The organism is Natrinema zhouii, assembly GCF_013456555.2.
GTDB classification, from domain to species: Archaea; Halobacteriota; Halobacteria; order Halobacteriales; family Natrialbaceae; genus Natrinema; species Natrinema zhouii.
In genome coordinates this window covers 292189-307177 of the sequence record NZ_CP059154.1, presented here as the reverse complement: position 1 = coordinate 307177, position 14989 = coordinate 292189, and the positions used below count along the sequence as shown (strand labels likewise).

Annotated in this window: 11 protein-coding genes; 2 read left to right on the top strand and 9 right to left on the bottom strand. The window is 64.0% G+C overall.

The genetic code is table 11. From position 1 onward, the window contains the following. Positions 1–134: 134 nt before the first annotated feature. The 3 genes from HYG81_RS20305 to HYG81_RS20295 all read right to left on the bottom strand — a co-directional run bounded on the left by HYG81_RS20305 (position 135) and on the right by HYG81_RS20295 (position 4119). Positions 135–2375: a glycoside hydrolase family 3 N-terminal domain-containing protein gene (locus HYG81_RS20305; RefSeq protein ID WP_219628709.1), complete on the bottom strand. Its 2241-nt coding sequence runs from the start codon at positions 2373–2375 to the stop codon at positions 135–137. A 65-nt stretch (positions 2376–2440) separates the two neighbouring features. Next, entirely contained in the window at positions 2441–3886 is a 1446-nt protein-coding gene (locus HYG81_RS20300) for an MATE family efflux transporter (protein ID WP_180841520.1), read from the bottom strand. 74 nt (positions 3887–3960) lie between these two features. Beyond that, a complete protein-coding gene (locus HYG81_RS20295) occupies positions 3961–4119 on the bottom strand; it encodes a hypothetical protein (protein WP_180843071.1) in 159 nt (52 codons plus the stop codon). A gap of 184 nt (positions 4120–4303) precedes the next feature. Between HYG81_RS20295 and HYG81_RS20290 the strand changes: the two genes are divergently transcribed. Beyond that, positions 4304–6310, top strand: coding sequence for an endo-1,4-beta-xylanase (locus tag HYG81_RS20290; RefSeq protein WP_180841519.1), 2007 nt, complete (start codon positions 4304–4306; stop codon positions 6308–6310). A gap of 264 nt (positions 6311–6574) precedes the next feature. Here HYG81_RS20290 and HYG81_RS20285 read toward each other — a convergent pair whose 3' ends face one another. Then, entirely contained in the window at positions 6575–7030 is a 456-nt protein-coding gene (locus tag HYG81_RS20285) for a universal stress protein (RefSeq protein ID WP_180841518.1), read from the bottom strand. A gap of 136 nt (positions 7031–7166) precedes the next feature. Here HYG81_RS20285 and gfo6 point away from each other — a divergent pair, with 136 nt between their 5' ends. Continuing rightward, positions 7167–8255: a D-xylose 1-dehydrogenase Gfo6 gene (gene gfo6 / locus HYG81_RS20280; RefSeq protein ID WP_180841517.1), complete on the top strand. Its 1089-nt coding sequence runs from the start codon at positions 7167–7169 to the stop codon at positions 8253–8255. A gap of 121 nt (positions 8256–8376) precedes the next feature. On the opposite strand, the gene HYG81_RS20275 is transcribed toward gfo6, so the two are convergent. From HYG81_RS20275 to HYG81_RS20255, 5 genes are all read right to left on the bottom strand, one after another. After that, on the bottom strand, positions 8377–8742 hold the full coding sequence (locus HYG81_RS20275) for a hypothetical protein (RefSeq protein WP_180841516.1): 366 nt from the start codon (positions 8740–8742) through the stop codon (positions 8377–8379). Between the two features lie 121 nt (positions 8743–8863). Next, positions 8864–11086, bottom strand: a complete 2223-nt coding sequence (locus tag HYG81_RS20270) for an ABC transporter ATP-binding protein (protein ID WP_180841515.1) — start codon at positions 11084–11086, stop codon at positions 8864–8866. Further along, entirely contained in the window at positions 11086–12102 is a 1017-nt protein-coding gene (locus HYG81_RS20265; RefSeq protein ID WP_180841514.1) for an ABC transporter permease, read from the bottom strand. Before HYG81_RS20265 ends, HYG81_RS20270 begins: the two co-directional genes overlap by 1 nt. After that, positions 12092–13090 carry an ABC transporter permease gene (locus tag HYG81_RS20260; protein ID WP_180841513.1) on the bottom strand — a complete coding sequence of 333 codons (999 nt, stop codon included), beginning with the start codon at positions 13088–13090 and terminating at the stop codon, positions 12092–12094. Before HYG81_RS20260 ends, HYG81_RS20265 begins: the two co-directional genes overlap by 11 nt. Positions 13091–13126: 36 nt before the next feature. Further along, positions 13127–14797: an ABC transporter substrate-binding protein gene (locus HYG81_RS20255; RefSeq protein ID WP_180842940.1), complete on the bottom strand. Its 1671-nt coding sequence runs from the start codon at positions 14795–14797 to the stop codon at positions 13127–13129. Positions 14798–14989 lie beyond the last annotated feature (192 nt).

Genomic DNA, 14989 nt, shown 5'->3' with positions numbered 1-14989 from the left:
TCAGTCGATCGAATACTACCGATGACCGGACTGCAGTCGGTGAAAAACGTCATTCGTTTCGAACGACGGCTCGAGTGCATTACATGAGTCAGTCCGTAATCGGCTGTAACCGCTTTGCTCCCGCGGTGTGACGTTCAGTCGTCCCCGCTAATACGAGTGGACTCCGTCCGCTCACCGACGTGGAACCGGTACTCGCCTGTTTCGAGTACGTGTCCTCGATCTGGGTCGAAGTAGCCGAGCGCGGACGGATCGATCCCGACGTCGACCGTCGTAGACTCGCCGGGGTCCAGGTCAGCCCGTTCGAACCCGACCAGCGAGCGTTCAGGCCTGACGCGCGAGGCGTTCGTCTGCGTCGCGTACACCTGTACGGTCTCCGTTCCGGGGCGGTCCCCGACGTTCGAGAGCGTGACGCTGACCGTCGCCGCCGGTCCGCCGTCATCGGACGACGTGCCCGACCCGTCCGTGACCGCGACGTCGTCGACGTCGAACTCGGTGTAACTCAGTCCGTGGCCGAACGGATACAGCGGGTCGTAGGAATCGGGGTGTTCGTGGTCGCCGATCGGCGTCGGATGAGCGAGCGCGTCGTGGTGTTGCGGGAGATCACCGTGGGATTTCGGCATCGTAATCGGGAGCCGGCCGCTCGGATCGTTCTCGCCGAACAGCGTCTCCGAGACGGCGACGCCGCCCTCCGTTCCCGGGAAGTACGCCATGAGAATCGCCGGGACGTGCTCGGCCATCCAGTCGACGATCAGCGGCCGACCGGTCACGAGCACGCCGACGACGGGCGTCCCGGTCTCGTGAACCCGCCGAACGAGCTCGCGCTGGGCGTCCGACAGCCGAAGGTCGCTCCGTGTGGGCCACTCCCCGGTTGCGACGCCCGCCTCGGCCTGCGGACCGAACTCGTGAAGATACCAGCCCTCGCCGAGCGCGAGCACGGCGACGTCGGCGTCCGCCGCCTTCTCGACCGCCGCGTCGACGTCGACGGGTTCGTTGAGCGTCGTCCCCGCCGCGTGGGTCACCGTGCCGTCGGTGCTCTCGGTGATCGCCTCGAGGATCGTCGTCCCCGGCAGCCCGTCGTCGCGACTGACCGACCAGCCGCCGAGCTGGTGGACCATGTCGTCGGCGTTCGGCCCGCCGACGAAGACGTCCTCGTCGTCCTCGAGCGGGAGGACCCCCTCGTTTTTCAGCAGCGTCATCGACTCGCTGGCGACCTCGCGAGCGGTCTCGCGGTGGTCCTCCGACCCGAGCGTTTCCATCACCTCCCCCTCATCGACGGAGGGGTCCTCGAACAGGCCGAGTTCGAACTTGGCGCGGAGCACCCGTTCCACGCTCGCGTCGACGACCGACTCCTCGAGCCGCCCGGATTCGACGAGTTCCACGACGCGGTCGGCGTGGTCGACGTGCCCGACCGACGCGACGTCGACACCGGCCTCGCGGGCCTGTCGCACGCCGTCGGCATGGTCGCGAGCCGTCCGGTGGTCCTCGTGGAGGTGGCGGATCCCGTCCCAGTCCGAGACGACGTGGCCCTCGAAGCCGAGGTCGTCGCGGAGGAGTTCCGTGAGGGCGGCGGCTGACCCGTGGGAGGGCTCACCGTTGATCGAGTTGTACGACGGCATCACGGAGTCCGCGCCGGCGGCGAGCGCCCGCTCGAACGCCGGGAGGAACGTGTTCCGGAGTTTGTACTCGGAGATATCGACCGGCGACGCGTCCTCGCCGCGTTCGGGCTCCCCGTAGGCGGGGAAGTGTTTGAGAGTGGCGAGCACGCCCTCGGGATCACCGACCCCGTCACCGCGGTATCCCCTGACTTTCGCGGCGGCCAGTTCGCCGACGAGGTGCGGGCTCTCGCCGAACGTCTCGAACACTCTCCCCCAGCGCGGCTCGCGGCCCACATCGACGGTCGGACCGTAGTTCTGGTGAGCGCCGGTCGCACGGATTTCCCGGGCGGTGATTTCGGCGCTGTCCTCGAGCAACTCCGGGTCCCACGTCGCGGCCGCCCCGAGTCCGTTCGGAAACGACGTCGCGCCGGTGATGTAAGCGTGACCGTGGACCGCGTCGACGTTCAACAGCAGCGGGATGCCGAGTCGGCTCTCCTCGACGGCGACGCGCTGGAGTCGATTGGCGATCCGCACCGCCTCGGCCGGATCGCTGGTGAGCGACCCGGCCCAGCCGAACGGCGCGACGGCACCAATTCCGTCCCGCGCGACGGTCTCGACGAGGTCCTCGACGTCGAGATCCTCCCTGAAACTCCCGCCCCAGGACCCCGTCACCTGGCCCGCCTTTTCGGCGAGGGTCATTCGCTCGAGCAAGTCCGCTACGCGCTCCGACGTCGGTGCCGACTCCCGGCGGTACGTCGGCGTCTCGGATCGATCGTCCATTGGTTGTGAGGTGTTACCGTAGCGCTATAAACGTTATCAACCGTCTCACCGACGCGCCGCGCGCGTCAGTCGTCGACTGCGGGCTCTCCCGGCCGGTAGCCGCGGCTGATGGCCTTCCACTTCCCGGAGCGGAACCGGTAGTAGTTGATCAGCGCGCCCGGAACGCTCTCGGCGAGAAAGGACAGGTAGAGACCGAACAGGCCGAGCGACGTCGTCGCGCCGAGGTAGACCAGCGGAATGGCGAAGCCGAACATCCCGATCGCGCGGCCGTAGAACGGCCAGTTCGTGTCGCCGGTCGCGTCCAGCGCGCCCGCGACGCTACTCGTGATGCCCTGCGGAACGACGGCGATGCACGCGGTGTACACGAGCGCGACGGCGACGGGAACGGTGGGCGACGCGGGGTCGTCGACGAAGAGTCGGACGATCGGATGCGCGAAGAGCGCGACGACGACCGCTGCGAACAGATAGACGACGACAGTGAAGACGGTTATCTCGCGCCCGTACTGCGCCGCCGTCTCCTCGTCGTCGGCGCCGAGGGACTGCCCGACGAGGCTGCTCGCGGCGAGACCGAATCCCCATCCCGGCGTGTTCATCAACCCCCAGATGCGTCGACTGATGATGTAGGCCGCGACGACGTGCGAGCCGAAGAGACCCACGAAGACGAGGATCGGAAACCGGGCGACGGTCCAGACGGAACTGCGACCGACGACGGGCAGTCCGATGGCGACGAGGTCCGCGAGCATCTTCCGCTCGAGGTACCGGTCGATCCAGCGAACCCGAATCGGGAACTCGCCGACGCCCGGGAGGCGACCGAGCGCGAGACCGAGCGCGAACGCGGTCGTGACGCAGATACTGGCGATGACGGTCCCGAGCGCCGCGCCGACGACGCCCATGTCGAGCGCGAAGATGAACACCGCGTTGAGGACGACGTTGATGAGTGCGCCGCTGGACCGAACGACCATCGGCGTCCACGCGTCGTCTGCGCCGACGAGGGCGCGACTCCCGATCTGGTTGAGAATGGCGAACGGGACGCCGAGCGCGAGGACGCGCAGGTAGTCGGCGCCGTAGCCGATCGCGACGGGATCGTCGCTCAGCAACGAGACGAGTTCGACCGGCACGGCCCAGAACAGCGCGCTCACGGGGAGAGCGACCGCCGTGACGAGGAACGCACTGGACCGGACGACCTGCCCGATCTCGTCGTACGCCGATGCGCCGTATCGCTGGGAGACGAGGGCGATCGTTCCCGCCGCCATCCCGCCACCGATGGCGAACGTCATCCCCCAGTACGGTCCGGCGAATCCCATTCCCGCGATTGCCGTCGGTCCGAGGACGACGCCGACCATGGCGACGTCGGCGACGCCTTTCGACATCCGGGCGAGGCCGGTGACGATTCGCGGCCAGGCCAGATCCGTCGTTTCGCGCGCCCGCTCGAGCGAGATGATCCCGAGGCGAGCGAGCAACGTCCCGATACCGAGCAGGAGCAACTGGAGCGGGTTCGTGCGAGGTACCAACGTATACTCGCCGTCTTCGAGACCGCTAAAATCTATCTCTTTCGTTCACCGCGTGATCCACCGCTTTCGACGCGCTACTCGAAATTCGGCCTCTCGACGGCTTCGTCTTCGGCCTCGCGCCAGGTGTGTTCGGGCGTCCAGCCGAGGTCGCGCTCGGCCGTCGACAATCCGAGCTGTTTGGCGAGCGTCCACCGCCGGTCGGGAGACGGCGGGAGCATGAGCGTCGTGTTCACACGGTCCCTTCGGAAAGCCCGATAATAGTTGTTGTGCGATGCATCGTCGATCGAGTGGCACGATTACCACCGGCAAACCGAGCGACAATCCGGGGAGACGACCGCACAAACGGAGCGTTTCGGTACCTCTCCCTCACTATTAAATAGCAAGCTGTGGAACGGTTCAGATGCGGTAACAGTACCCATGCTAGAGAATTTCCCCAGCAACGAGAATAGACGACGGACCTTCCTGAAATCGCTCGGCGTCCTCGGCGTTTCGGCGGCGGCCGCCGGCCCCGCCGTAACGGCACAGGAATCGGCCGACTCAGCCACGGACTACCATCAGGCGCTCCGAGACGAACTCACCGCCTCGAGCCGCCAACAGAAGCAACTGCCGGCGGGGTCGTACGTCTACGGAACGACGGAGGAGGCGGCGATCGACGCGTTCTCGCTCGAAGGAGGCGGGACGGAGACGGAGATTCAGGTCGACACGGACGCCGTCCCGATCACGAAAGCCGAACGGCTCGAGATTCCCGACGCCAGCGACGACCCGGCGGAGTACGCGTATCGCGGCGAGATCACCGACCGGTCGTTCGACGAGGGGGATCTGCTCCTGGCCGTCGCGTACATGCGAAGCGAGTCCGACGATGCCGAAGCGAACGCGGCGTTCGGGTATCGAGATTCGGATTCAGACGGGGCCACCGCGTCCGGCGACAACTTCGTCCAGCGCGGCGCGGCTATCGAGCCGAGCGGCGAGTGGATGCGATACTTCTTCCCCATCGAGGTTGGCGCGAAACCGGCCGGCTCGGACCAGGTCCCGGCGCTCGAGTTCCACACTGGCTACGCCGAGCAGACGATCGAGTTCGGCGGGATCGCGCTGTTCGATTACGGTGATTCGGACGTCTCGCTCGAGACGCTCCCGCCGTATCACTACGAGGGACGAGCCGAGGACGCCGAGTGGCGCGAGGCCGCTCACGAACGCATCGAGGAGATCCGGAAGACGGACATCGAGGTAGAGGTTCTCAATCCCGGCGGCCAGCCGATGGACGGTGCGACGGTCGACCTCGAGATGACCGACCACGAGTTCGACTTCGGCAGCGCCGTCTCCGTCGAGCACGTCACCGGCGAGAGCGAGGACGACGAGATCTACCGGGAGACGTTCCTCGAGAACTTCAACAGGGCCGTCGTCGAGAACGGGCTGAAGTATCCCGCCTGGGAGGGCGACTGGGACATCGACAACGACGCGACCAGGGCGACGCTCGAGTGGCTCAACGAGCGCGACATCCCCACGCGCGGCCACTATCTCCTGTGGGAGGAGTATAGCAATGCCGGCGGCGGCGGGATGAACGTCGACCCCGACCAGTCCGCCGCGGAGATCGAGGCGGAGATTTCAGAGAAGATCGAAGGCCACGCTACCGAGTTCGAGGGCCAGGTCTCCGACTGGGACATGCACAACCACCCGATCTGGCAGTCCAATTTCCGCGACGACGACGAGTTGGGATGGGACGCCGTCGACCGGTGGTGGTCGGTCGCCGACGAGGCTACGGACGCCGGACTCTACACCAACGAAATGGGTGCCATCGGCGGCCAGTGGCAGCGGAGTCAGTACTACGACTACATCTCCTACTTGGTCGAGAACGAGTACCCGATCGACGGAATCGGATTCATGGGCCACCACCAGCAGCAGTACAACCAGATGCTCGATGTGGCGGACATGATCGCCGGCTTCGACCAGTTCGCGGAGTTCGGGCTCCCGCTCCTCGTCACCGAGTTCGACATCGAGATATTCGACCGGCGAAACGCACAGGACGTCGCGGTCCAGGCGGACTACCTCCGGGACTTCCTCACGGTGGCGTTCAGCAAGGAAGCCGTGGAAGGCGTCCTCTCGTGGGGCTTCTGGGCGGACGACCACTGGCGGCCGACGGGTGCCTACTACGATTCCGACTGGAGCCTGCGGGCACACGGCGAGCAGTTCCTGGAACTCGTCTTCGAGGAGTGGTGGACCGACGAGACCGGCGAGACTGACGACGAGGGTGTCTACGCCACGCGCGGCTTCAAGGGAAGCTACACGGTCACCGCCGAGAAGGGGGCCCTGTCCGGCGAGACGACCGTCACCGTGGACGACGAGACGGAATCGGTGACGGTCGAGCTCACTCCACCGGGGAAGGGCGACAAGGGTTCGAAGGGCAAGGGCTCGAAGGGTTGCAACTGATCACCGCCTGATGTTCGATCACTGACCTCCCCTCGAGGCGGACGGAGATCCGAAGACGATCGACCGTTCTGTGGCTTTCTCCGGCGGTCGACGACACCGGCTGTCGCGATACGACGGATGTGCCCCTCGAACGCGTTTCGTCGCTCGCCGCGACTGCTGCGCCGGCTGTCCCCCGAACGAAGCGTCTCTCGAGGCGTGCTGTCACGTCCAGCGGACACTGTGAAAGGCGGTATCCACCACTGCTGGTGAGGCGAGGCAGCGGGGTCAGTTCATCGATACCGTCACGTAGCCCGGGAAGTTCAGAATGAGCTTCTGGGTCGTGTCGCCGAATACTGCCTTCCCCGTCGGGGACCGCGGCTGTCCGAGGGTGAAGAGATGGTCGCAGCCGTGTTTCTCGGCGAGGTCGATGATGCGATTGGCGTCGAGTTCATCGATGACGTCAGTCGCGACGGACCACTCTACATCGAAGTCCTCGAGGGCCTCGCTCGCGAGCGAATCGGCGATCTGTTCGGCGACGCCGATCGCGTCCTCGTCGCTGTAATCCTTGTTCTCCATGCGACCGATCTGATCGAGGCTCGAGACCGATTCCTCGAACTGCGCCTCGCTGAGCGGTGAGTAGAGGATCAGGTTGGCGTCCGCGCCGGTCGCGTACGCTGCGGCTTCGCGGAGCAAGTTTCGATCGCCATCGCGGTCGTTGAGTACGACTAATGCGTCTTCCATGGAGTGTGTCACGTCCTCGTTCCGTATAATACTAGGCTCGTCTGAGGATCGGCGGGGACGCCCGTTCGACCGGCTCCGTCGTTCTCCGTCACGGGTAGTTCACTAGACTTTTGCTGATTGCGGCGAACTACCTACCATGTCGATACGTGAGTACGTACAAACGGTGCGGGAACGCGACTGGCAACAGCTAGAATCGGGAACGCTTCGCCTCGCCGTGGTCGGACTCGGCTGGTGGACGCGCGAACAGGCGATCCCCGCCATCGAAGCGTCGGAGTTCTGCGAGACGACCGTGGTCGTCAGCAGCACCCACGAGAAGGGCGCGGATGTCGCCGCGACGACGCCGAGCGTCGAGGTCGCACTCACGTACGACGAGTTCGTTGACGGCGACTCGGTCGACGAGTACGACGCCGTCTACATCTGTACGCCGAACGCGCTCCACCTGCCGTACGCGGAGGCGGCCGCCGAGCACGGGAAGGCGATCCTCTGTGAGAAACCGCTCGAGGCGACGGCCGAGCGCGCCGAGGAACTCGTCGCGGCCGCCGAAGACGTCCCCCTGATGGTCGCCTACCGGATGCAGACCGATCCGGGGGTCCGCCGGATGCGCGAACTCGTCGCCGACGGGGCGATCGGCGATCCGGTGGCCGTCCACGGGCACATGGGCCAGCAGATGCTCGACGTCGTCTCCGGCGACCCCGACCAGTGGCGGCTCGACCCCGACCTCGCGGGCTACGGCGCGACGGTGATGGACCTCGGCATCTACCCGCTCAACACCGCCCGATTCGTCCTCGACACCGATCCCGTGAGCGTGACCGCGCAGATGCGCTCCGACGACGAGGCGTTCCGAGAGGTGCCCGACCAGCACGCCACCTTCACGATCGAGTTCGACGACGGGACGTTCGCCGCCTGCACGGCGAGCCAGCACGCCGCCCTCTCGGGGCACCTCCGGATCGTCGGTACCGACGGCGAGTTGCTACTCGAGCCGACGTTCCTCGGTGAGTCACCCCAGACACTGACCCTCCGGATGGACGGTCGGGAACTTGAACTCGACGACGGTCGGCGCGACGTGTTCGGCGACGAAATGACCGAGGAGTTCGATTACTTCGCTGACCGCGTCCTCCGAGGAGAACCGATCTCGCCCGACGGCGACCACGCGCTCGTCGATATGCGGGCGCTCGCAGCGATCTACGAGGCGGCCGAGACCGGGAGCGAAGTGTCGGTTCGATAAGCAGAACGGCTCGAATCGGACTATAGTAGCACTGAAAGTCAATGCACACCTGATCGCGCGACAGCGGTACGATCAGTGTGTGAATCGTTTCAGTGGCTACTATAGCCGACCACAGTAGTCGCTACCGTCCGCCGGCAGCCGGCTCGTTCTCTCCCTGTTGCTCGAGGATTTCGACGAGTCGGTTCGCGAACTCGACGGTTCGCCTGGGAAGCCCGTACCGTTCGGTTCCCATATCGTACTCGCGGAGCTCGGACACCGTTTCTTCGGTGTGGGGCAACGTCGTCACCGTCTCGCGAACGTCTATCTCGAGCACGCCGTCGTCGGTTTCCAGCCACGGCTGCGTCCGCTGTTTCTGGTCGTACTCGATCGAGTGCGTCTCGTCACCAATGGCGTCGACGACGTCGTCGATCGCACCGATTTCGATCCGGTCGTCCTCGGCAGTGAGGAAGAGCGTCCCGTCGACGGAATCCGGCTCGTAGCGTGTCATCGGTGGAGCATACAGCCGCTCGCATAATAATAGTGGTGTCGCCGGTCGGGCATCCTCGAGAACCGAGGAGAGTCGATCGGTCTCGATCGAACGCGACCGAACGCGAGGGGGACGGCGCGTCTCAGTGCTCCGCGAGCTCTTCGCGCGTCTCGACGGCCCCTTCGAGGGGTTCGCTGTCCCAGTACTCGTGATTCGGATCCTCGCGGAAGCAGGCGGCCTTCCCGTCCCCGTCGGAGACCTCCTGCAGGTCCGGGTGCTCCTCGCGACAGGCCTCGCGAGCGACGGGACACCGCGTGTGGAACCGACAGCCCGAGGGCGGATTGACTGGGTTCGGAACGTCGACCTCTCTGAGCGGTGGCTCGCTGGCCTCCATCGAATCGAGGTCGAGGTCCGGCGTCGCCCACCGAAGCACTTCGGTGTACGGATGGCGCGGATCGTGGATGAGGCGCTCGGCGGTGCCGATCTCCACGATCTCGCCCAGGTACATCACGGCGATTCGGCCGTCGCCGTGTTCGGCGAAGTACCGCGCGTTCGAGAGGTCGTGGGAGATGAAGAGGAACGAGGTTTCGAACTCCTCCTGCAGTTCCAACATCAGGTCCATGATCTCGATACGCAACGAGACGTCGACCGCGCTGATGGCCTCGTCGGCGAGGATCGCGTCCGGATTCATCAGCAGTGCGCGAGCGAGTGCGACGCGTTGCTTCTCGCCGCCCGAGAGCTGGTGGGGGTACCGGTCGAGGAACTCGTCGGCCGGGGCCATGCCGATGCGCTCGAGCAGGGAGTGCATCCGACTCCGGCGCTCGGTTCGGTTGATGTTCGGATGGGTGTGCCTGAGCGGCTCCGAGAGGATGTTGACGATGCGTCGGTTGGGGTTGAGCGCACTCCCCGGATCCTGGTGGATGATCTGGAGCGCCGACCGGATATCGTCGTACGGAATATCGCCGCCACCCTTTTTCGCGTCCCAGATATCCTGGCCGCGGTACTCGATCGAGCCGCCGGTCGGCTCCTGAAGGCCGATCATCGTCTTCCCCAGCGTCGTCTTCCCGCAGCCGCTCTCACCGAGGAGACAGACGAGATCCTGTTCTTCGATATCGAGCGAGACGCCATCGACCGCTCGGACGACGCGAGGGTCTTCGGTGAGCCGCTCGAGCAGTCCCTGTTCTTCCTCGAAGTGGACCTCGACGTCGTTGAGCGAGAGGAGCGGCGTCTCGCCCGGTTCTTCGTGACGTGTTTTTGCGATCGGTTCCGCCGTCTCGGCGGAAGCGGTGTTCTCGAAGTCGTCGCTCGTCTTGCCGAAGTTGAGCTCGATCTCTTCGCGGGCTTGCTCCCAGTGGTGACACGCCGATCGGTGATCGCTGTTGTCCTGGTCGACCGAGGCTAACGGCGGATCGTCCGTCCGACACTGTTCCGTTGCGAGCGGACACCGCGGTTCGAACCGACAACCGGACGGGAGGTTCACCGGAGCGGGACCTTCGCCCGGAATCGGCTGCATCTCCGCCAGCGGCGCATCGATGTTCGGCGTCGCGTTCAACAGCTTCCGTGTGTACGGGTGCGCCGAGTTGCCGATGATCTCGTCGCGCGGCCCGATCTCGGCGAACTGGAACGCGTAAATGATCGCCATCCGGTCGGCCAGCGACGCGACCAGCGGCAGGTCGTGGGTGATGAAGACGATCGTCAGGTCGTACTCGCTCTGCAAGTCGTCGAGTAACGTCAGAATCGACCGCTGCATCAGCAAGTCGAGCGCGGCCGTCGGCTCGTCCATCACCAGCACCTCCGGATCCAAGACCATGCTCAGCGCGATCAGGGCCCGCTGTTGCATCCCGCCGGAGAGCTCGTGGGGATACGCGTCGAGGACTCGCTCCGGCTCGAGATAGAGGTTCTCGAGGAGTTCGCGGGCGAACTCGAGTCCCTCCGAGACGTTCTTGTCGTGGGCCTTGAGCGTCTCCGTGAAGTGGGCCCCGACCTTCATCGTCGGGTTGAACGAACTCATCGCGCCCTGGAACACCATCGACACCTCCTCCCAGCGGAACTGTCGGAGTTCCTCGTCGCTCAGCTCGAGGAGGTCGACCGACGAACCGTCCTGCCGGTTGTACGTAATCTGCCCGGAGAGGACGCCGGGATCGGGAATGGCGTCGAGCAGTGCGGAGGCGAACATCGACTTCCCACTCCCGCTCTCGCCGACGATACCGAGGACCTCGTTTCGTTCGATGCTGACGTTGACGTTCTCGAGGACGCGCGTTTTGCCCTCGTTGTAGGTAACGCTCGTGTTTCGGACCTCGAAGATCGGATCTTCGACGGCCTCCTGTGATACGACTCGATCGCTGGATGTGCTGTCGGTAGCCATTATATCATCTCCGTCGTCGTGTCGGTTTCTTCCTCTTCAATGGACTCGGATTCTCCGGTGAGACGGGTTCGGACGCGGGGGTTGAAGATCCGGTCCATCCCCTGACTCAGCAGGACGAGCCCGAAGGCCAGCCCGACGATGGCGACGATCGGGACGAGGAGCCAGTGGAAGGCGCCCATCGAGAACAGGCCACCTTGCTCGTACCCGTAATTCAATGTAACGCCCCAGTTCTGCACCGTATAGGGCAACGCGCCGATGAAGTACAATCCGACGGACGCGAAGATCGTGTAGCGTGCGGCGAGCACGAAGTTGACCATCACGTACGGCATGATGTTCGGCAGCACGTCCTTGATGATGATGCGTATCGAACCCGTCCCCATCGTACGGGACGCTTCGATGTAGCTCTCCTCTCGGATCGAGAGGACCTGTGATCGGATCGAACGACCCAGCCCGGCCCAGTAGTTGATCGTCAGAATGACCCCGAGGAAAATCGGGTTCTCCGGGCTCAGTGCGAGCGCCAGGACGATGACGAGCGGGAGGCCCGGAATCGCCATGAAGAAGTCGGAGATTGCCGTGATGACGGTGTCTATCGTGCCGCCCTTGTACCCCGAGACGGTGCCCACGATGACTGCGAGAGTAGTCGCCCATACTCCACCCGCGAGCACCATCTGGAGGATGAACGGCGTCGAGTCGATGATCAGGGCCAGCAGATCGACCCCCGAGCGGGTCGTCCCGAGCGGATACGCCATGTTCTCGAACGGGCTGAGTAACGGCCCGGCCTGATTCGGACTGGCATCGCGCCAGAGTCCGAGCAGGTCGACGACCGCCATGAGGAGGTAGACGCTCAGGATGAGAACCCCGATCCGCGTTCGTCTGTCAGACCACGCGACGGTGGCGGGCGCGTAGATCTTCTGTTCGTAGAACTCGTTCAGTCGATCGCGGCGACTCATCTCGACGTCCGATGTCTCCGAACGCCAGTCGATTCCGTCGCCTGCGGTATCGGGTTCAGTACTCATCTGACTCACCTGCACTGATACGCGGATCGATTAGCCCGTACGTCATGTCCGCAATGTAGACCCCGACGACGAGCGTGACCGTGATGACCAGGAAACACCCCATCATCAGCGGGTAGTCGTTTGCCCTGAGCGCCTCGATCATGCGGTAGCCGATCCCTCGGTACGAGAAGATCTCCTCGAGCACGACGGTCCCACCGAGCCGGAACCCGATTATCAGGATGAACCCCGTATACATCGGGAGGATAGCGTTCTTGGCGACGTACCGAGTGGCGATCCGGCTGTCCGAGAGGCCACGCAGTCTGGCGACTTCGACGTACTCCTCGCCGAGCACCTGAATGCCGTTCCCGCGCATGTTGAGGGCCGTCGATCCGACCCCGCCGATCGTAAACGCCAGAATCGGAAGCGCAGCGTGGTAGAGCACGCTCGAGAAGTACAGGAGGGGCTGCGAGGCGTCGAGGCCTCGCTCTACAGTATTCCCGGTCGGGAACCAGCGGAGCTGGAACGCCAGGAAGAACAGGAAGATCACGGCGAAGATGTAGTAGGGGATCGACATCAGGAGAATCGATCCGCCCGATGCGATCTGGTCGAACCGCGAGCCTTCCCAGTACGCCTGGATCGAGCCGAGCAACACGCCGATGACGAACATGAGTATCGTGGACGTCACGACGAGGAAGACGGTCCAGGGGAGCGCTCGGGCGACCACCGCCATGACTGGCTCGTTGAGCGAGATCGACTGGCCCAGATCCAACTGGACGACGCCGATCATGTAGTCGATGTACTGTTGCCAGAGCGGTGCGTCAGGTCTGATGTTCTGCAGTGCCTCGATACGTGCGTCGACCTGCTCGGCGGGGACCCCTTGCTGGAGGAGTTGGAGCCGTAACTGCGTGAACGGACCGCCGGGAAGCAGCCGGATCAGGCCGAAGCTGAGCGTCGCCACTGCGAGGATAGTCAGCGGAATTTGTAACGTCCGTTTAAGGTAATAGTTCATTTTGAATGATAATAAAAACGGAATCGCGTCGCCGGGTCAACCGTCGTACTGTAGTTCGCCCTCGTGGGGCCACCAGAACTGTGGCCACTTAACTTGCCAATTGGTGCTGTCCTCGTCGGCGATCGACCACTCGTCGTCAGTCACCCAGGATTGCTCGTGCTTGGACACGAGCCCGAGGAATGGGAGTTCGATGTGGTTGTGCCACGCCGCCTCCTGGACGTACGGCCGTGCCTCGTCGTCGTTCGGTTGCCGTGCGATCTGATCGACCGTCTCGAGCGGAGTGATCGACATCTCTCCGCCGTCTCTACTGGGAATCGTCTGCTCGGATTCTGCCTTCTCCCGGTAGTTGTGGCCGCCGCCGATCTCCTCTTCCCACAGCTGGTAGCGCAGCGGGAAGTACGGGAACGACGATCGCGATCCCCCTGGCAGCCAGTAGAGGCTCCCCATCGCGAAGTTGCTGTTGGAGTACTGATTGAACCAGTCGTTCGTCGGGACCGTGTTGATCGAGAAGTCGAAGCCGAAGTCGTTCAGCTGGGTGACGACGGTGTTGGTCATGGTCGTCCAGTCAGTCCACCCCGAGGGTGAGTTGTACTGTCCGCCGATGGTGTCACCGCTGGAGTCCTGCCAGGTTCCGCCGTCAAGCGTGTATCCGGCGTCCTCGAGTAACTGAGTCGCCTCGTCGGTCTGACTCTCATCAGCGCCGTAGGTCTCGAAGTCGTCCTGCCAGTCGTCGAGCCAGTACTCCTGGTCCTTGGGTGCGATACCGCAGGGCGACGGCGTCACGAACTTCGATCGCGGACCGGCGTTGTCGACGAGATTCTGTCGGTTGATGACGTGTGCGACCGCCTGTCGCACCGCTCGCTGTCCGAAGTGAGGATCGTCGTGATTGAACACGATACCGTAGCCCCACTTGGCCGGGATCTGGACCTCGACGACGTGGTCGGGGAACTGGTCGACGACATCCGGTGGTGCAAACAGGCTCGGAGAGGCGTCGACGTCCGTCCCCGACATGAGCGCCTGGTGCTGGGCGTTGTTCCCACCGTAGCTCTCGATCATGAACCTCTCGATGTCGACGTTGTCGGCGTTGTAGAACTCGGAGTTCTGCTCGAACTCGAACGCCTGCTCGTCCTTGCTCACGAACGAGAACGGCCCACTGGCAACGGGGTCCTCCCACGCCCACTGGAGGAATTCCGACACGTCCTGGTCCAGGAACTGTTCGTGAATGTCCGCTTTCGTATCGACGAAGAAATTCGTGAGTTCGAACTGGATGATTCGCGGGTTCGTCGGCCCGGAGAGCAGCAGGCGCGCGGTCTTCTCGTCGACGATCTCGTAGTCATCGAGATATCCCCAGATCGAGCTGCCGGACATCTCTGCCAACTCGAGCTGGACATCGAGGTCGTCGGTCGTCCATTCGTCTCCGTCGTCCCACGCCAGATCGTCGCGGAACGTGAGCGTCACTTCCTCCTCTTCGATCTGTAGGTCCTCGAGCGCCCCGAGGAGGAACTCGTCATCGCTGAACGAGTACTTCAGGAACGGAGCGAATACCGATCGCCCCGCGGGCCAGCGGTAGTTCTGTACGCCCGACGTGTTGAAGTGAAGATCGGCCGGATTGCCGGTGTACGCGTTGACGAACGTGCCATCCTCCGATCCACCACCCAAACAGCCAGCGAGCGCGGCCGCCCCTGACGCTCCTGCCACCGTTAACATTTTTCGGCGACTAATCGCATCGCTGTAGTCACCGGGACTGCTATCTGTTCCCATACACGTGAACGATAACCATAGTTGGTAATAAACATTGTGATGTACAGTTGGCATGATTCGTCGCTGAGAACGACTTCTGCGATGCATCGGTTCCGTTCTCTCAACCGACACGCTGGAATCGGAAGCGAACGAGCTGCG

Bases quoted from the DNA above. Each gene is read 5' to 3' on its own strand.
- HYG81_RS20305 (WP_219628709.1), bottom strand. From the start codon at position 2,375: ATGGACGATCGATCCGAGACGCCGACGTACCGCCGGGAGTCGGCACCG.
- HYG81_RS20290 (WP_180841519.1), top strand. From the start codon at position 4,304: ATGCTAGAGAATTTCCCCAGCAACGAGAATAGACGACGGACCTTCCTG.
- HYG81_RS20285 (WP_180841518.1), bottom strand. From the start codon at position 7,030: ATGGAAGACGCATTAGTCGTACTCAACGACCGCGATGGCGATCGAAAC.
- gfo6 (WP_180841517.1), top strand. From the start codon at position 7,167: ATGTCGATACGTGAGTACGTACAAACGGTGCGGGAACGCGACTGGCAA.
- HYG81_RS20275 (WP_180841516.1), bottom strand. From the start codon at position 8,742: ATGACACGCTACGAGCCGGATTCCGTCGACGGGACGCTCTTCCTCACT.
- HYG81_RS20270 (WP_180841515.1), bottom strand. From the start codon at position 11,086: ATGGCTACCGACAGCACATCCAGCGATCGAGTCGTATCACAGGAGGCC.
- HYG81_RS20265 (WP_180841514.1), bottom strand. From the start codon at position 12,102: ATGAGTACTGAACCCGATACCGCAGGCGACGGAATCGACTGGCGTTCG.
- HYG81_RS20260 (WP_180841513.1), bottom strand. From the start codon at position 13,090: ATGAACTATTACCTTAAACGGACGTTACAAATTCCGCTGACTATCCTC.
- HYG81_RS20255 (WP_180842940.1), bottom strand. From the start codon at position 14,797: ATGTTAACGGTGGCAGGAGCGTCAGGGGCGGCCGCGCTCGCTGGCTGT.